Source organism: Bartonella sp. AA86SXKL (genome assembly GCF_042196885.1).
Window position 1 is genome coordinate 1 of sequence record NZ_JBHIRE010000022.1, and the last position, 19,339, is coordinate 19,339.

10 protein-coding genes, 1 tRNA gene and 3 pseudogenes are annotated in these 19,339 nt (G+C 37.4%); 11 read left to right on the plus strand and 3 right to left on the minus strand.

Going from position 1 to position 19,339, the window contains the following annotated elements; translation table 11 throughout:
* Positions 1-1,911 precede the first annotated feature (1,911 nt).
* From ACFIO5_RS08000 to ACFIO5_RS08015, 4 genes and pseudogenes are all read left to right on the plus strand, one after another.
* The gene (locus ACFIO5_RS08000; RefSeq protein ID WP_273791533.1) at positions 1,912-3,108 is read left to right on the plus strand and encodes a multidrug effflux MFS transporter; all 1,197 of its coding nucleotides are present in this window, start codon (positions 1,912-1,914) and stop codon (positions 3,106-3,108) included.
* Between the two features lie 259 nt (positions 3,109-3,367).
* A pseudogene (locus ACFIO5_RS08005) lies at positions 3,368-4,098 on the plus strand (alpha/beta fold hydrolase).
* Complete coding sequence (locus ACFIO5_RS08010) at positions 4,095-6,269, plus strand: isocitrate/isopropylmalate family dehydrogenase (protein ID WP_375637039.1); 2,175 nt, start codon at positions 4,095-4,097, stop codon at positions 6,267-6,269. Before ACFIO5_RS08005 ends, ACFIO5_RS08010 begins: the two are co-directional and overlap by 4 nt.
* Before the next feature lie 847 nt (positions 6,270-7,116).
* Positions 7,117-7,881 (plus strand): N-acetylmuramoyl-L-alanine amidase, encoded by a 765-nt coding sequence (locus ACFIO5_RS08015; protein WP_375643440.1) that lies wholly within the window; start codon positions 7,117-7,119, stop codon positions 7,879-7,881.
* Between the two features lie 1,251 nt (positions 7,882-9,132).
* Here the strand turns inward: ACFIO5_RS08015 and ACFIO5_RS08020 are convergent.
* Positions 9,133-10,329 (minus strand): porin, encoded by a 1,197-nt coding sequence (locus ACFIO5_RS08020; protein ID WP_375705207.1) that lies wholly within the window; start codon positions 10,327-10,329, stop codon positions 9,133-9,135.
* A 315-nt stretch (positions 10,330-10,644) separates the two neighbouring features.
* Between ACFIO5_RS08020 and ACFIO5_RS08025 the strand changes: the two genes are divergently transcribed.
* Positions 10,645-10,735 (plus strand) — tRNA-Ser (locus ACFIO5_RS08025).
* Between the two features lie 593 nt (positions 10,736-11,328).
* Here ACFIO5_RS08025 and ACFIO5_RS08030 read toward each other — a convergent pair.
* Positions 11,329-12,549 carry an MFS transporter gene (locus ACFIO5_RS08030; RefSeq protein WP_375705208.1) on the minus strand — a complete coding sequence of 407 codons (1,221 nt, stop codon included), beginning with the start codon at positions 12,547-12,549 and terminating at the stop codon, positions 11,329-11,331.
* Entirely contained in the window at positions 12,546-13,019 is a 474-nt protein-coding gene (locus tag ACFIO5_RS08035) for a hypothetical protein (RefSeq protein WP_375637042.1), read from the minus strand. Before ACFIO5_RS08035 ends, ACFIO5_RS08030 begins: the two co-directional genes overlap by 4 nt.
* A gap of 781 nt (positions 13,020-13,800) precedes the next feature.
* Here ACFIO5_RS08035 and ACFIO5_RS08040 point away from each other — a divergent pair.
* The 6 genes and pseudogenes from ACFIO5_RS08040 to ACFIO5_RS08065 all read left to right on the plus strand — a co-directional run.
* A pseudogene (locus ACFIO5_RS08040) lies at positions 13,801-14,049 on the plus strand (baseplate assembly protein); the annotation flags it as partial.
* 260 nt (positions 14,050-14,309) lie between these two features.
* The gene (locus tag ACFIO5_RS08045; RefSeq protein ID WP_375705209.1) at positions 14,310-15,488 is read left to right on the plus strand and encodes a YbfB/YjiJ family MFS transporter; all 1,179 of its coding nucleotides are present in this window, start codon (positions 14,310-14,312) and stop codon (positions 15,486-15,488) included.
* 94 nt (positions 15,489-15,582) lie between these two features.
* A complete protein-coding gene (locus ACFIO5_RS08050; RefSeq protein ID WP_375705210.1) occupies positions 15,583-17,451 on the plus strand; it encodes an FAD/NAD(P)-binding protein in 1,869 nt (622 codons plus the stop codon).
* A gap of 58 nt (positions 17,452-17,509) precedes the next feature.
* Positions 17,510-18,781 carry a hypothetical protein gene (locus tag ACFIO5_RS08055; RefSeq protein WP_375634781.1) on the plus strand — a complete coding sequence of 424 codons (1,272 nt, stop codon included), beginning with the start codon at positions 17,510-17,512 and terminating at the stop codon, positions 18,779-18,781.
* Between the two features lie 14 nt (positions 18,782-18,795).
* Entirely contained in the window at positions 18,796-19,005 is a 210-nt protein-coding gene (locus ACFIO5_RS08060; RefSeq protein WP_375607418.1) for a 2-hydroxymuconate tautomerase family protein, read from the plus strand.
* Positions 19,006-19,052: 47 nt separating this feature from the next.
* Positions 19,053-19,339 (plus strand): annotated as a pseudogene (locus tag ACFIO5_RS08065) (phage tail protein); the annotation flags it as partial.

Sequence of the window (19,339 nt, forward strand, 5' to 3'; positions counted from 1 at the left end):
GCGAGTTTCCATGTTTTATCTCCTTGAATATGCTGGAGATACAATGCCTTTTTGCTAATTATGTTCCAAAAGGGATAAAGAGCAGCTAAAAAGGACAGAAAACATCGAAAACAAGACGGTGATCATTACTTAAAATTCTTCTTATATGACTCCAGTCTAGAACTGATAATACCAGTTTATCGAGAATTTTAGTTGATGGGGGGGAAACGGTCTATGGGGGAATGGCTCTTTTTTCCCGTTCTGTACTGCAATGTTTAAAAGATTGAATGTCGTTGTGAAGTTTAATCTTTCCCCCTTAGCTTAAAAGTAAGCTCTCTTAATGCTTTTTCTTTCAAGTAATGTCCTGGATACTGCCTGAGGAAAACTTTGTAAACGCTTTTCCATCATTGATTGTGTTTGAAGGTAAAAAGTAAAATTCTGGAGTCTTTATTTTATTATTCCATTTTTTGTAAAAACAGCACGTCTTCTAAAATTTTATTTTTTATATTGTACTTATAATTAAAAGAATGCTTCAATTATTCAAAATAAATATCAAAAGTATTCAATTCAAAAAGCTATGAGAGATAAAAGAGAAGGAAGAAACATTAGTGTTCTAAGCTGTTTTTCCTTCTCTTATTGCTCTATATCAAAACAATGCTAGAAAACTTTTCTAAGTTCTTTGAGTAAAAACTCCCAAAACCAGAGAGGAAAGTTGAAAAGTTTTGAGACAATGTCCAAAAGTTTCGAGATTCTCTCCAAAGGTTGTTTTTTAGTTTCGCCCGCAGTTTTTTTATACGATGTAAGAGCACTTTGATTTGAGAGATAAATTTGGTTCGATGGACCATCTTGTATTAAGAAAGTGCATTTTGTAAAGGTCATGCGTTCCACCTTTATGACGTAGGGATTATGAACTGTAATCGGTTCATAGGTGCTACAGGTTTTCACTTTTGCATTTGCAGTTGTCATGGATTCTGTTTCAAATGTATGTGTGTAAAGGTTACTTGTGCATTTTTCGGGTTTACTGTCGATTAAAATACATTCATCCATTATGCTTTTTATGGCTGCATTTACTTTGTTTATAAAGTTTTTGAGATGTTTAGAAAATTGAGTTTCTAAGGATAGGATTTTTAGGGATGGGATTTTTATGATCGTATTCATTTTATCAAATTTTTATTATATCATGTTTGTCAATAGCTTAGGCAATAAACTTTGTGCTGGCTATGTAGAATGAAATTCTAACAAAATGGACAAGATGAATTTAGATTTTAGAGCGAGATAGAAGCACAATTTGCTTTATGATATTAGTGGGCTATTAAGTTTATTTGCTCAACTATTTGTGTTGATAAAGACTTCTCCATGAGGCATTGTTATATGCTGTATTGTTACAATAATATTTGTGTGGGGAGTTTTGAGGAAAGGGAGTTTGTGGCTTCTTTTTTCTTTGAGCGTTGTAAACCAATTCTGATAAAAGATGTTGTCGGAAGAGTGATGTTGTTGTCATGGAGAGCGATAGAGTTTGGAAGCGTTTTTGTTGATGATATCAATGAAAAAAGCTGATGAATATAGGGCAACATGAATACAACAAAATGCGCTATTTCGGATTGGGAAATATATCTCTGAAGGAGAGGTTTGATCTTTTAGCTTCTTTTGCGTATAGTTTTAAAATTGCGATTTGCTATGCTTTAAAATTAATTATAAAGTGAAGAACTAAGTGGTTATTTACGTGTTGAGTGTGTGCGTGCGCATCATACACTGGATTTATGTCTCAACAAGATGAATTATTCTCGAATAAAGTAAAAGAATAAAGAAAATTGATTATTTTATTCGCTGTGGATAAAGTTAAAATAGCTTTATATTTATAAATATAAATTATTATTTTTCTATAAACGTAAAATTTAAATATTTTTAAATTTAAGAAATGTGACTTTCCTGATGAAACATAAATATACATTACCATTCATTATACTTATCGTATGTTTATCGACGGGAGGTTTGATTTCTACCGATATTTTTTTACCGGCACTGGGCGATATGCGTCAATATTATCAAGTGACACAATCTCAAATTCAAAGTGCAGTGGCGGTTTTTTTGTTGGCATTGGCACTTGGACAGCTCATTTATGGGCCGCTGAGTGATAATTTTGGGCGTAAAAAAACACTTCTATTGGGCTTATTCTTGTGGTTATTTACGACACTTGGTGTGATTTATACGGTTCATATTCACGCTTTTCTTGTGTTACGTTTTTTGCAAGGTCTTGGTGCTTGTGCGGGACTTGTCTTAAGTCGTGCAATTATCAATGATTTGTTGGATAAAAAAGCGGCTGGAAAACTTTATTTGATTGTTTTCCCTTTTATTGGAATGTCGCCAGCACTTGCACCTTTCATTGGTGGACTTTTGATACAAGCTTTTCATTGGCAGGCAACTTTTATCTTTTTAAGCTTTTTTATATTTTTGACCATTTTGCTATGTTGTTTTGTGCTAAGCGAAACTCTACCCCCTCAAAAACGGCAGCATTTTTCTCCTGTAGGATTAATGAAGGCATATTTAGGCGTTTTCAGAAATAAACAATTTATTTTTTATGCACTTATTCCGTGTTTTTCTTACGCTGCCTATTTTGCTTATATTGTGGAGTCGCCTTTTTTACTCACGACTTTGGGGTTATCGCCGATACACATTAGTTATAGCTATATTGGTGTCTCGTTTCCCTATATTTTGGGAAATCTTTTGGCGCGATGGTTTTTTGAACGCGAGTCTATGGAAAAAACTGTGGGGAGAGGGTACATTATTTTTGTGATAGGTGGTGTGCTGTTTGCTTTGCAAATGTATCTAAGCCCATGGCCCCTTGTGACAAGTTTTATGGCTATTGCTGTTCTTACTTTTGGAAATGGTTTTTTATTGCCGTTAGGAACAGCGTTGGCTATTTCATCGCATCCGAAAGCTGCGGGAGCGGCTTCTGGTGTTATGGGATCTTTGCAATTAGGAAGTGCGGCACTCAGTGCAGCGGTTATCGGAAAAATCTCTGGTCATAGCCCACGGGCTATGGCAACTTTGTTAGCTGTGTGTTGTATGATTGGTTTTATCATTTATATTCAAAAAGCGCGTCATTTTATGACTTCAGAAATAAGCTGAGTAAATGATAAAAAGAAAGTATTATGCGGAAATGCTTTTGATGTTTTACACAAATGGGGTACCTGTACATTAGATGAATTTTTTTATTAAGTTGCTGGATTGAGTGGGTTTAAAATTTGTTACAAGCTTAGTTTGAGTTTAACAAATCGATTATTATGGGGGGAGAATATGAGCCTAGAGTTTCAACATATTTTCATTATATTGGGTGGGAAAAGTTCTGGCTCTAATGCATGTTTAAAATAAGGGGAGGAATTGATCAATGAGCCTTCCTATTATTATTCTTTCTCCTGTAATGCCAATTTGGGATGGTGATGTTTTTTGTTCTCCATTGACAAAGCTATGTTCAACAAAAGGATTCCCTGTCACTCTGCTGGATACGCTTTCTCTTTTTCCTAAGGGTTCTCATGTTCTCAATTATTCTGCTGTAGACATTTTATCTTTTATGGCAGAAAAACTTAAAAGCTATTTTAAAGAGCCCGCAGTGCTTGTGGGATTTTCTATGGCTGGAACATTGGTACAAATATTGGCAGTACAGCTTCCCAATGTTCAAGCTGTGCTTGCTGTGAATGCGCCTGGCTATCCAGATAAGGTTTTGCAACGGCGCCTTGGAGATATTCTTGCCTCCTTAGAAAATAATGATTTATCGGGGGCTTTGGAAATACTCAATGGTTTTATGCATCCTTCTGGCGTTATAAAAAAAGAGCCTTATTGGAGATTCCTGATGAACAAAAAAGCGTGGCAATTGAACGCATGACAAGAGGCTTTAAACTCTTATTAGAAATAGATGCTAGAGATGAAATAGTTAAGTATAAGGGGAAGTTTTTAGCTTTAGTGGGAGAAAAGTCGCAACTTGCAACGGTAGATAATCAGACAAAAAGTCATAATCTGAACCATGAATATAAGATTATCTCTGGTGCTGGTACGCGTTTGTGGGAGGATAATCCTACTATGACGGATGCAGTCATTGATGAGTGGATGGAGGGACTATGAAAAAGAAAGTTCTTGTATTACCTGGTGATGGGATAGGACCAGAGGTTTGTGATGCTGCGCTGATGGTTTTAGAGCAATTCCAATTGCCGATTGAATTAACTTATGGTGATATTGGTGTTGAATGTTGGAAACGGGAAGGAGATCCTATCCCTCAAGCGACTTGGCAAAAAATTACTCAGAGTGATGCTATTTTACTTGGTGCTGTGACCCGTAAAGGAAAAGAAGCGGCTTTAAAAGAACTTGCTCCGCATTTAAAAGAGAAAAACCTTGCCTATGTTTCTCCCGCACTTCAACTCCGCCAAAAGTTAGGTTTGTTTGCGAATATACGTCCTGTAAGATACATCTTTGGTCCGAGAAAACCTTTTCATTTTTGTGTTATCAGAGAAAATAGTGAAGGCCTTTATGCTGGATTGGATTTTCGGGGTATTTCTCCTGAAACAGCCGTTTGGCTAAAACATCCAAATTTGACAAAATATGGGCTTGAGGAAGCAGCGTGGACAGTCCGTTTGCAGACACGCTTTGGTTTAGAGCGGTTATTTGAATACGCTTTTTCTTATGCAAGGAAATATAGCTTTAGGCGAGTTACTTTTGCTGATAAGCCCAATGTTATGCGAGAAAGTGGACAGTTTGCTCAGGAAATTTTTGAGAAGATTGCGCAAAACTATCCGGAAATTGAAGCAGATATTCAGAATGTTGATGCGGTTGCTTTGTGGATTGCAACCAAGCCAGAGCGGTTTGGTGTGATTGTTGCTGAAAATATGTTTGGCAATATTCTCTCTACTCTTGGCTCTGGTATAATGGGGGGATTGGGGCTTGCATCTCATGTGAATGTGGGGAGCGAGATTGCTTGTTTTGAACCTGTTCATGGAAGCGCACCACGTATTGCTGGACAAAATAAAGCCAATCCTTCTGCGATGCTTTATACCACGGCTTTACTCTTAGAGCACTTAGGCTTTAAAGATGCAGCAAAACAACTGTCTGAGAGTGTTGATCAGGTTATTCGTGCTGGAAAAACCGTTACCTATGATCTTGGAGGTATAGCCTCTACCCGTCAAATGGCTGAAGCTGTTCGCAATTCTCTTATGAATTCTGTCTTTGTTCATCGTGCGGCGATTATCACTGTTGGTGATGAACTCCTTTCAGGACAATATTTGAATACGAACTTACAAGATTTAAGCCAAAGCTTGAACAAGAGAAATATTCAAGTCACACGTCATTTTGTTTGTGCTGATCAATTACAGCAAATCAGTGAGACTGTTGTTTCTTGTCTTGGACAAGAAGATCTTATCATTATCAGTGGGGGATTGGGACCAACATCAGATGATAAAACACGCGATGGAGTTGCTCAAGCTGTAAAGCAGCCTTTGGTACATCATGAAGATGTTTGGCAAACAATAAAAGGTCAATTACAACGATTAGGGATTACGGCGGATAAGAGTCATGCACGTCAAGCATTGTTTCCTGAGACAGCAACTGTGCTTGATAATCCTACAGGTACAGCACCAGGGTTTTATCTCTCTTGCGATGGAAGTACGCTTGTTGTTTTGCCTGGTCCACCATCACAGGCTCTTGCACTTTTAGAGAATTATTTAGAACACAACGAGAAGAAATATTTTTCTGTATCGCGTGCGGAGTATGCATGGACTTTGATTGGAATTGATGAAAGTACCATTGCGCAGTGGGTTGATGATCATCTTGAAAATGAATCCTTTGAACGGCATTTTTTATGGAAAAGCCCCTATGTTTTGGTGCAACTGGTTGCTCAATCAGAAGCGCTCTTGGAACAACATTTCGTGGAAGAATTTGAAAATCATTTTCACCCCCATTTAGTTGGGGCAGAAGTTACTACTGCTTGTAAACAATTAGCGATGTATGCAGAGGTTCATTGGTCTGCCAATGATCCGTGGCTTTTAAAATATTTTCAGCCCATAGAAAAAGGTAAACAAGATATTCCACTGCTTGAGGTTGAAGTGAGCCTAGAGCCTTCTTTGGAGACATTAGAAAATCAAGCAGAAAGCCTTGGACATGCTACCATGACTATACGGATGAAAGGTTATGGTGATGATCGTATAACTTTTCCCTATACGCGACCACTTTTAGGTGTCGTCTTACAAGAATATGCAGCTTGGGCTGTCTTAAAAAGATATTTGAAAACAGAGAAGAAAAAATGAAACTCTATGGGGATGTAACAATATTGCTCAAATTATTGAACGTTCTATTATAAGAAGTATTTTGATCCTTTTCTTCAGTGGTTTTTGTCTATAGGTTAATTTTTCTTTTGATGTGTAAATGAATGACTTTGATTGATTCAAAATTAAGAAAAACTTTACGATATTAGGCTCGCTACATTCAATATTTATAATGATTAATTATGATTATAAATCAATATGTTATCTTCCATAGCGCTGATAACAAGGAATCCAGAGACTTCGTGTGTCTCAAGCGTTGTAGATAATTGAGATTCTTTGTAAATCAAAAAGCGATGGTGTGAAAAGACAAGAAGTCGTGTCATTTACAGGAAAGCTTTGCAAATTTTATTGAACAATATGTCCGTGAAGAGTTTTATTGTGAACATATCCCGTTCCGTTATCTGATAATAAATTGCTGTAAAGAGCTCATAAAATTTTTCCTTTAAGTTTTTGTGTGATTGCATGATCGTTGGGTATTCGCTTCCGAGGGGCGATATTTTTCAATTTGATAACAGGACGAACTATTTTTTCTGTAAGACGTGAAGATTTAAGGAGTGATCATTTTACGCTTTTGTTTTCTTTTTGATTGGTAATTTGTAGGAATTTTTTTGGGGAAAATATTTAATGTGGTTAAAAACATTTTATGCGTGTGTGGGAGAAAAATAAAAATGTGGTCTTAATTGTTGATAAGAGTGTCAATATTTTTGATGAACAAATTTTAGTCGTAATTCTTAGTACCTAGATGGGAAGTTTATTGCATTTTTTAACAGTTCGTATTCTATCTGTTGTGATGCGCAGTGGTTTTTTAAGCAAAAAAGAAAGGGCTTTTATGTATCAGATTGATTACAACAGTTATCGTTCTGTCAAGAGTTTTAGTCGTCGCGTTCATTTTCTCGTTATGCATTATACGGCTATTGATTTTAAAGCCTCGATTATGGCGCTTACAGGAGAAAAGGTTAGTGCACACTATCTTGTTCCTGATCCTTCAGAGCAGACATATCGTGAGGCAGGCTTTAAGGATATGCGTATTTTTAATCTGGTTGATGAAAATGAGCGCGCATGGCATGCGGGTGTGAGTTCATGGGCTGGGCATAGTCATCTCAATGATGCATCTATCGGGATTGAAATCGTTAATTTAGCGACTTATCATGATGGGAGGGGTATGTTTCCTCCTTATAATCCAATACAAATTGATGCTGTTAAGGAACTTGCCTTGAATATTTTTCAACGGTATCCTGATATTATGCCAACAGATGTTGTGGGACATAGTGATATTGCCATTGGAAGAAAAAGTGATCCAGGAGCAGCTTTTCCATGGAGAGAACTTTATAGCGCAGGTATAGGAGCATGGTATGATGATGAACTAAAAAGTCATTATCAAGAGCAATTCTCTAAGAATTTGCCACCCAAAGAAGATGTTTTGGCGAAGCTAAAATGTTATGGATATGACATTTCTGCTGCGTGTACCCAAACAGGATACAAAGATTTGATCCGAGCATTTCAACTTCATTTTCGTCAAGAAAATTATGATGGGATTCTAGATGTTGAAACAGCAGCAATTCTTTATGCATTGGTTGATAAGTATTTTCCGTGAATTCAATGTGTTTTAATTGAAAATATGGCTTATGATTACGTGTAAGCCTTTTTATTATCAGGAAAGGCTGCTTTTTGCCAATTGGCTTTATGTAAAAAGGGTATTAATCGTGTAAAAAATCCCATGTACGGTATAAGGCGTTTTATGGAAACATAACTCTGAAAGCTCTATGATTTGCAGAGATTAAATTTTATTGTTTCTTTGTCTTATATTTTTCTTCCTTTAAAAACGCATAAAGCCAAGATGTTGCGTATATGATGAACATGTGCCTTACGCAGGATGAAACGCCTCAAATAAAATGGACTTGTATTGTATATTTACATGCTTGTTTTAAAGAAATGTCTTTTAGTGTGTATCACAACATATATTTTACAGCGACGTTTATAGAGAATATAATCTAAAATCCTCTATGAAGTGTATCCTCATTTTGATGCTTAATAAAAGTGCCTAGCACTATCGTACACTTTGTTAGATCTCAATGTTACTACAACCCTTGGAACTTAAAACGATACATAAAAGGGTTTTCTTTACTCGTTTTTATTCACACGGCTCTCTCCACTCGTCGTGTACAAGTGAATGGTTTTGGTTGATTGAAACATGCAAAATTATAAATTGATCATTATAAATCAAAGTGATGCAGATTCAAGAAAATAGGGGCATTTACAGATTGCTACTGATAGGGGGGCTATTCTTTAGAAGGGGAAGAGGTCAATTCATTTTTTTGAAGATATATCTCTTTTCTCTTTTATTGCTTTAGGGGATGTTTGCATCGTTTTGACAGCATGTTTCTTAATGATTAAGTTTTTTAATGAAGCAGTGTTATAAAACGTTGTGTTTTAGAGTGTTGATAGAAGACACATTCAGGCATATCAAAAACACAATGATGTCTTGTTTTTTCAATATTTTATCTGTTCAGTGTAGAATTTATTTGAGAAGATCATGACCTAAATTAACAAAGGTTAGAAGTAAATTATCAAGAAAGACCAATTTGGTCATAAAGCAAAGGAGTTATTCATGCTTTAAAGGGCAAGGAAGAGATTGTGTTTGAAGTGATGTGTAAACGCCCGTGTGAGGTGCTCTTATCAAGCATATCAGGTTAATCTTCTAAGAGTAGTTTTATGAAACTAAGGCGGTTTTTTTTCGAGAGACAAGACAATACGTATCAGGAAAAGATATTCATGATATTTGATTTCAAAAATAAAAACTGGCAAACCATGTTGCCAGTTTTTAAAAGCTGTAGCTTAAATAGGATTAGAATGAACGCTGTAAACGGATCATACCTTGAAAAGCACTTTTCTTATTGAATAAATGTTTTTCATCATTATTTTTATCCGTCACAACGCGATCATCGTTCCAAGAAACATAGGTTAATTCAGGTGTAATCACAAATCCTGGAACCAGCGTGTATGTAATATTTACAGAAGTTGCAAAGGTTTTTACAGCACTATAAGAAACTTGAGCATTCAAATTTGCTTTTGGAGTAAGCTTGTAAGTGGCACCCGCCCAAGCAGCCCATTTACCACCCCAGTTTGCATAAATTGTTGTGCTTTGTCGTGATAATTCATTTTTTGTATTTACTGTGTAGTAATCAAGTCCATTTTTATAACCAGCCATTACCCATAGATTGAAACGATCGTTAACATTGAAATCTGCACGTACTTTTCCAGCCCACTTTTTGTAGTAAGTATCATATGCTGCAACCGCTGAAAAACCACCCCATTTTTGCATAAACTTTATACCCAAAACCACATTCGGGGTGTAATTTTTAATTGCTTTACTTGGAAGAGTATCATTCGTGATAGAAACAAGCTTATCATCTTTATCAATGTAGTATCCTGTTATTCCTGGAAGAGAATCTGCATTATTGCCTAATTCAGCGCCGATAATAGCAGAAAAGCCGGAGTCACCACTAAAGGTGTAGGAAATAAAATTGGTGCGTGTTGTGCCGGCAGGTGCGATGCTGTCATCATTGAGAACATTTCCATAACCACCAGTCCAACTGTTGAAAATTGTATCATCAAGACCTACGCGAAAACCACCCAGTTCAATGTAAGCTGCTGCAAGCCTTGCACCAGCTTTATCATTACCATCACCCCAGCTTGAATAAATTCTTGCATATGAACGAAGTGTTCCCATTTCTGTTTCAGAAGCTGCTTGAAAAACAAGGGTGAGCCGTGATGATGCGCCATAGGTTTTTCTTTTGTCTCTTAGTTCAGTTTCGGTTGTTGCATCGATATTATCACCGCCTATAAAATCAGTACGAACATTTCCTGATAAACGCATGCAGGTTTCTGTTCCAGGGATATAAAAATATCCTTTTCCGTAGGCATCACAAACGCGAATATATTCTACAGGTTCAGGTTCGGCGATAACTGTTGAAGCAGCATGTGCTCCAGAAATTGCTAAAAAAGCTGCTGTAGAGCTTAAAAAGAGGGATTTAATATTCATATGGGATCTCCGAGGTCCGGTTAAATTTCTTCTAAAGAGTACCATTTGCCTAACGCATTAAGGACAAAGACATAAGTAAAATACGCAGCACTTGTTATTTTAGCTATAACTAATCTTTTTAGAGTTTCAAATATGAAATTACCTTTTTGTAATATATACATGTACTATTCGAGATGCTGTGGTAAAAAAGACACAATTTTTGTTTTATTAACTTTTGCTTCCTATGGGATCAATAGGAGAAAAATTTTCAGATATTTGGGAAAAAAATCGAAAATGTCTTGAACTTTCTGTTGATACCATTTATGCCTCTCTGTTGGAGAGGTGGCCGAGTGGTCGAAGGCGCTCCCCTGCTAAGGGAGTAGGGCTCAAAAGGCTCTCGAGAGTTCGAATCTCTTCCTCTCCGCCATCTATTGTTATAAAAGCAGTTGACTGTGTATCGGAATTCTGTTTATCCCGTTGGGATTATGCCTCTCATATAAAAAGCATGTTCTAAACACAAATATACTTGTGTTGCCGATTTATGCACTTGTTTTAAAGAGATATCTTTGCAATGTGTATAAGCCCATTTTGCGACGCTGCCTCGTAAATGGTATAAAACATAAAAGTTTCTGTGAGACATATAAAGCCTTATAAAGCCACACCATTTGTATACTTATGAAGATGCAAAGAGGCATATTATATATCTGCCTTCCTGTTGTTATAGATTTTGACTATGAGAGTTCATAAAAGGCATTTTTCCTTTCTAAATCGTTTTTATTTATACGGCTTTCTTTGCTTATGATGTGCTAGCAAATGATTTTGATTGTTTCAACCATAAAGCAGATTTGAAAAGAAAAAATCTTACAATATTCGCGTTTGGTATATTATCATTATAAATCAACGTGTTGCTTTATATTTGCATTGTATATTGAAAGTTGGATGTGGCAATGCTCTCAAAAAAGTTATAGATTTCTTTTAGAAGAAAACATTGTGGGTAATAATTTTAAAATTTTCCTCTCATCATAGAGACTTTTGAGAGTGTTTCATCCATTTCATGACAATCAAACCACATATGAAAAAAGTAATGGTCGGTAATATTAGGTAGTAAGATGGAGAAACTTTTGCAGGAAGAAAAGAAATAATACTCAATACTGTAATTGAAAATATTCTTCCGCTAAAAGAGACAGCACCAACAACACCGGAAATATGCTGCGTTTGTTTTTGGTTAAGTTCTGAGAAAAATAAGCTTTTTGCACCGATCGGTACAGTGCAAATAAATCCATGGATTAAAGAGAAGGCGATGACTGATGCAGCAGTTTGATGGCTATGAACTGAAAAATAGAGCGCTATGCACATCAGTGCAGAAAAGAAGGAAAAATATTTTATAGAATTCTTATATTTTTTATCAAGAACATGATACTTAGACATCAGTAAATTTGAAAAATATTGTGCTGAAAAGGCTCCAATATGGCAGCACATCAAGATGAGCATTTGCGAACCGTTGAGGTGATGAATTTTTCCCCCTGAAAGTATTATCGGTTGCCAGAAATGATAAATAATCTGAATACCAGCGCTAAAAAGGCATATGAGGAAAATAAACCATGCTCCTCCTACTGTATTTTGAAATACCCAAAGCGTTTCCTTGGCATTGTGCAAGATTGTTTTTGTTTTGGACGTTTCAATTGTCGTTTTCTTTTCTTCAGGAACAATAAGGAATATCAAAAAAATAAATCCCATCATGAGGCATGAGATGATATATCCCATAAAATATCGTCCAGAGTAATAGATCGTTCCAATTCCTATAATCCCACTGAGAATACTTCCGAAAGAGTTAACCTGGTGGTAGAGATGAGCATAATGCGAAAAGTGATCCTGTTTATCGCCTAGAGAATGGTAAATCCATCCGTCAATGGCGCTGACAATGATGCAAATGCCCGCTGCATAGAGAATTTGCGCAATAATAAGTGCTGTCATATTAGGAGCTTGAAGGCATAGAAGATAAAATACTCCTGTCATAAAGACCCCAGCCATAACGGAATATTTACGCCGATATCTGTCAGATAAAACAGCGCAGGGAAAATCAAGCAGCAGAATGGTGGTGGAAAAGACAACCTGAAGCAGAGCTAATTGCGCCAGACTAACTCCCATGGACATTAAAAAAATCGCATGGTAAACGCCGATCAGCATGCGGATAGCATTATAGGATCCATAGGTGAGAGCAAGGGTGCGTGCTCTGTTCATTGTGTTGTTCCATAGATTGTACAATAAGAATTTTCATTGAAAAGAATATTTTTCTGTGAAAAGGGAGCGGTTTCATATCCCCATTCAGGGATTAGTGGAAAGAAGGCTTCCATAACCATCCCAAAATTTAAAAGGTCCCTTAGTCCATATGGGACTTCAAAGCGTATTAATGAGAGCAAATGATGCAATTGTAAAGTGATTATGAGAAGCAACATAAGCCTCATAAATGAGATTGTTATTTTTTGAGGGGAGTTGCTTGTGGGGCTGTTGCTTCCGTAGTAATCATTTTGTCTAGATCTGTAAAATGACCCTAGGACGGCAAGATCATTGACATAATTAGGACTTATAGAAGTATGTTTATTTTTTATACACCATTTACTGATCCATTCTCTTTGCTGATCAGCTGAAATAGCACAAATGATCCATAAATCGGTTTTTGGTAATTTTTTGATATCTTTTTTTATAGTCATCAACATTTGTAATCCCCCCATTCTTTCTGACTGTTTCTCCGTATCACTTTACGTCTAAAATTTTTTTTCAGAATTCATCTTTACTTTATTTATTAAAAAGATTGTCTCGCAAGGTGCGTTTTGATCACGTCATTATGATTAAGAATTAAATTTCTGATATAAGAGGAAGGGGGCATGATACATTGTGACTAAATACATAAATCCCTCCATATCCTGAAATGATGATTTCCTTTTACAAAACAGTATCCTGAATGGAAGCTCGATAACCATTACTTTGATCATGGAAATGATAACCTAAAAGAGTGCTTATGAGTGCTTGAAGATATTCTTTAGATATTACAGAAAGAACAAGAAAATAGTTTAAAAAAATCAAACTTGGGATGAAAGCTTTCATCTTATGATGGATGATGGTGAATTTTAAACTTCATCTACTGTTTTTTTTGATCTACTGTACTGTAAGAAAGATCGAACTCCCCCAATTCATGTTTCTAATTTAGATCATTGATCATAAACATTATATACTGTCTTTTCAAATTATAACTTTGCTCATTGCTTGTCTTCACTGATTAAATCAACATTTTTCTAAAAATGCCGCTTGAGAAAAATGCATCCTATCAGTTTAATATTCTATGATCTTTTAATTAATTTAAAGAAGATAACATAAAATATACGATAAAAAATGAATAAATTTCAATTTTTATAAAAAACACAAACTTTTTTACTGCTGCTGATAAAAAACAAAGCTATATTAAAAGTAGCCTTTATACCCTTCAATACTATTGATTTTTGGTTGTTACTGGATGAAGGCTCCTTTGTTTTGGAAAGAGCGGAGCAGAATTTAAGAGCAGAATGGGCGCGTGCGCAAAGGCTTGGGCGTGATCTGTCTTTAAGTTGGATACTAAGCCGCTTGATGGTTGAGGACGTTCATCATGTGAACATAACGCAACCTTGTGAGGGTATTTTAGTCGCACCTGATGAAGCTGTCGCTTTGGGGGATATTGTCTTGTCTGAACTGGGGCGTGCTTATTGATTTTCTCGTTGTTATTGCTGCTTAATTTCAGCCATTATTTTTCTGAAAAAGAAGCTTTGTAGGGAGAAGATCATACATGGAGCAGGGCGTAAAACGATGAAATGCATATAACTGATCCAGTAATGTTGACAATAATCGTTAAATATGTTGCTCTGGCTACCTAAACAAATGGCTAGATTGGCTTTTATTCTCTGAGATAAGTGTTACTCTCGATGAGATAGAATGCGGATGAGCGAATTATTAGTTAAGGGATTAGAGTAATGGGGGGGAAAAATAATCGTCAAGATTTGAGTTGTTTCGGAATCGCTGTATTCGGTATGATTATTATGATTTTGGGGATGGGGATTGGGCGATTTTTCTATACGCCGGTATTTCCAGTTATGTTGGATGAAGGATTGTTTACCTTTAAGCAACTTTCTTATATAGCTAGCGCTAATTATGGCGGTTATTTAGTTGGGAGTATGTTTTTTTCGTTTTGCAGAGTTGGGAATATATCCCGTGCTCCCTACATGCTATTTGGTGCAGCTATAGTGACGAGTGCACTTATTTTTGCCATGGCGTTAACAACAAACTTTTACTTGGTCTTCTTTATCCGCTTTGCTGCCGGTATCGCGAGTGCAGCAATGATGATTTTTGGTTCTATGACGGTTATGCAGCATAGTCACAAGCTGTGGGTTATTGCTTCGCTCTATGCAGGTGTGGGAGTTGGTATTCTGCTGGGTAATGAGTATGTTATTATTGGTTTGAGTAAATCGCTGAACGCGAAAAATATTTGGTTTGGAGCTGGTTTTATATCTGTTGTATTGTTGCTCTTGTTGTTTATTTTATTTCCACGTCGTGTTGATGCGTCTCAATTTGCTATTAATGAGTCATTGGCACACGAAAATATCGTTTGGTGGGAACTCGCTCTGATTTATGGGCTTGCTGGGTTTGGTTATATTATTGTCGCGACATATCTTCCTCTGATGGCGAAAACATTTAATTTCCCACTACTCGCTAACCACTTATGGTCGTTTGTCGGAATTGCCATTGTTCCTAGTTGTTTCATTTGGTTATGGGGAGCCCATCGGTGGGGGGTATTACGTTGTCTGATGCTCAATTTGCTTATCCAAGGAGGATGCGTATTACTGACATTATTCAGTCAGTCTCTTGTACTGATCGTTCTCAGTTGTATAGGGTTTGGATTTACTTTTATGGGGACGACTTCTTTAGTTATGCCGTTAGCTAAGCGTTTATATGCGCCGTATGGCATAAATCTGCTAGGCTTGGCTACCTTAACTTACGGTTTTGGCCAAATATTAGGACCTCTCTTGACGAGTTTTTTACAGTCTGGTTCACATGCCATTGCGCTTTCCGTTATCTGTGGTGCTGTAGCGCTTTTTGTTGCTGCTGGAATCTGTCAATATTGTCTTTGTAAAAAGGTCGTTGGCGTTTCATAAACCCGCAATCTTCACTAAAAAGTCAGAGAATTTATTCCATTCTTTTTGAAACATTTTGTGAAAGTCAAATTATTCTAATAGGGGAGATTACAGAATGCTTCACTCTACAGTCGCTATTTTGGGCGTTGGTCCTCGTGGGATCAGTATTCTCGAACGCTTGCTCACACTTTATTCCCATTATCCATTTTCTGGGAACATTGATATTTTATTGATTGATCCCAATGAGATGGGAACCGGTACCCATAGTGTGCATCAGCCAGATCATTTATTGGTTAACACTGTCGCTTGCCAGATTACTTTATTTGGTGATGATACAGTTAAGGGTGTCGGGCCTATTCGTAAAGGGCCGAATTTCTATCAATGGGCTATTCAACAAGGTTATCGTAATATTAACGGTGTTTTTTCTCGTACAGAGCATAATGTTGGGAGAGAAATCAAAGAAAATGATTATTTATCACGTCGTTTGTTAGGGGAATACCTGTCTTGGGCTTACCAAGAGCTCACGCAAGATTTACCTTCCGGTATTCGTATTAAGGAGATCCGACAAAAGGTTATCAATCTCCATATCCACCAAGATAATAAAACGGATGTTCTTTTGGAAGATGGCTGTCATTATAGTGTAGATTTTGTTTATATGACCACGGGTCACGGTAAGAATATATATTCATCGCATGATGAAAGCCTGCAACAGTTTGTGGCTGGTCACCAAATGAAAAACGCTCTTCTGAACTATTATTCGAATCCTTATCCAATTGAAAAGTTGGATTCTATACAATCTCAGTCTCGTGTGCTGGTGCAGGGAATTGGATTAACTAGCTATGATGTCTTGTCGCAATTGACTTACGGTCGCGGTGGGACTTTTACTGAAAATGCTGGACAATTGCGCTACATGCCAAGCGGCAAAGAACCGAAGATAGCTCTATTCTCCCGTCAAACATTGCCTTTTAGTAGTCGCGGGATTAATCAAAAGGGTGGTAGTGGGCAATACATACCATCATTCCTTACTTTCGATGCAATACATCATCTGCGTAAGCAATCCAGCATTGCTAACGGTTCTCCGAAGCTGGATTTCGAAACGCAGCTTTTACCTCTGTTGCTTAAAGAAATGTGTTATGTCTATCGAAGTACGCAGCTGGGGCACTGGCTAGACCCTGAAACCTATGTTGTTACTTCCAAAGACGAGCAGTGTATTCAAGCGTTGCTGTATCCTCATCGAAATAAAATATTTGCCTCTTTGAAGGATTATACAAGATTCTTCATGGAGCATTTGAAGGACGATCTTCATTCTTCCGCTGAAGGTAATGTTGATGGCCCAGTGAAAGCTGCTACAGATGTGCTACGAGATGTCCGTGATATCTTACGTTCAGCAATTGATTTTTGCGGGTTAACGTCTTCATCTCACAAGTACTTTATTGAATATTTTAATCCAAACTTTAACCGTATTTCTGTCGGCCCACCGATGCAGCGAAACCAAGAGTTGAAGGCTCTGATGGAGGCTGGTATCGTGACTTTGGCTGGCGGCCCTTCACCTAAACTTGTTCTCAATGCTAGTACCAGCCGTTTCGAAATTCAGTCTGTTTTCCAAGATGAAAACAGTTCAGTTGATGGAGATGTGCTGATCACGGCCAAGATTGATAGTTTTTCTCCGTTGCGTGATGAGTCTCCTTTTATCAAAAATTTGGCTGCTCAGGGCATCATTCGACCATTTATCAACCAAGGATATCATCCTGGTGGTATTGATATTGACCGTCGGCAGCATCCTATAGACACTAAAGGGCAAATACAAAATACATTATGGGTGGTCGGTAATCCAGTAGAGGGGCCTAATTTTTATACATATATTTTGCCTAGGCCTTTAGTTAATTCGCGTGCATTGCGGGACGCAGGGCGCTGTGTCACTGACATGTACGAGCAGCTTCTTAATCGCTACTCAGTCAAAGATTCAACAATTAATGTACATTGATGATGTAAAAAGCTTCCTGATACGCATGTCCTCCGTATCCGTTATAATGGCGATGCTGATGCTATTCATTTTTCTTATGTCTATCTCAATAAGAACTTGGTTTCTTATTCCATTGGCTGGAGTGACTGTTTTCGGTTATTTGCTTTTGACGATACCATACTGGTGGTTGAAGGGGAATGCACGCAGTGGTGTGTTCATCCTGTTGGCTTGTACTTTAGTGCTGATATGGCGTTGGCACTTGCCTGATGTTCGTACTGTGCTTGTGCGTTTTACTGATGTCTTTTGGCTATTACTCGCCATGGGATTGTTGCGCCATGTGATGAATACATGGCGTATTTCAGAATTTCTCTCTGAACGGTTGATGCGCTATGGAAAGGGTTCGCTTACCCTGTCCATCGCGATACTGACTGCGTTTTTAGCTTGGCCGATGAGTTTGGGGGTTATCCCCCTAATGATTGATGCCTTGAAGAAAAGTGTTTTTCCCTCTCGCCATTTGGCCGCTATTGTGATGCGAATGATGAGCATCACGATGGTACTGATGCCGACCAGCATCGGTGCAGCAACAGTTTTCGCTGCTATGCCTAGAACACCAATATTCACATCCGCTGCTTTGGGGATACCACTTTTTCTATTCAGTCTGTTGTTGTTGTGCCTTTCTCCTGTTGTACCGCTAGCTAACCCGATTATTTGCGATGAGAGAAGAGCGAATAAAGAAGGAGAGAGAGTAAGAATTTGGATTTTTTTGATATTTTTCTGGCTAACATTTATCGTTGCGTTGACAGTTATCAAGTTGAATGCACTACAAAGCATTGCATTGACGGCAAGCATTCTATACGTCATTGAGCGTGTGAGTTCACGCAGTATTGATTTTTTGACTCCTTTGGTGGCAGTGATACGCAGTATATCCAGTGAAATTATGTTGTTGCTAGGTTGTAGTCTGCTAATATCTACTTGTGATTTGCTTATTCCTTTGTTGCCGGTGACGTTTAGTCACTCATTGGCATCACTTTCTGTTTGGCAGCACTATGCCTGTATTCTCTTTGTATTGCCAATTTTCAGTGTAGTAGGAATTCATCCTATGGTGCTATTTAGTTTGGCATTTCCCTTACTAGGGTCATCGATGGCTTATGGGGTTACGGATTATTTGGTTTGGATTTGCTTCTTTATTGCAGCTCAACTCCTTTCTCCTGTATCAATAAATGCTATTTTTGCTTCCAGTAGCCTACGTATTTCACCGGTGGATACGAGCTTTAAAATGCATAGTTATTATGTATTAATATTTAATCTTTTTGCGTTCATTTATTTGAGCTTTTTTATTCAATATTTGTAAATTATGGAGATCTTATGCCTTACATAAATATTAAAATTACTAATGAAGGGGTTACCTCTGAACAGAAACGGCAACTAATAGAAGGGGCAACTCAATTATTAGTTAATATTCTGAATAAAAATCCGAAAACGACTGTTGTCGTGATTGATGAAGTGGAGACAGACAATTGGGGTATTGGGGGTGTTCCCATTACAGAATTAAGAAAAGCTCAAAATAAAGAATAACTCTGTGTATTTGACAATAATTTAAGGTCAATAGGGATAATCAATGTAAAAAATCACGTCCCTTAGCAACATTTGATCAGACCGCCCTTGGGGCGGTTGTTACAGCCCCTGATGCTGACAACCAAGTTTTTCCCCTCAACGAGCCCGTGTTAGTTTTTAGCCATGAGACAGAAAAAATCCAAAAGCTTGGGACAAGAAGCACAGCTCTTGATGTCATTAAAGCCGTGTGCGCGCAGGGGATTGAGGCACAAATTATCCTTGTGCGGGTGGAAGAAAAGTCAACCATTGCTGAGACACAAACCGAAATGGTGGGATCCAATACTCACTTGACCGG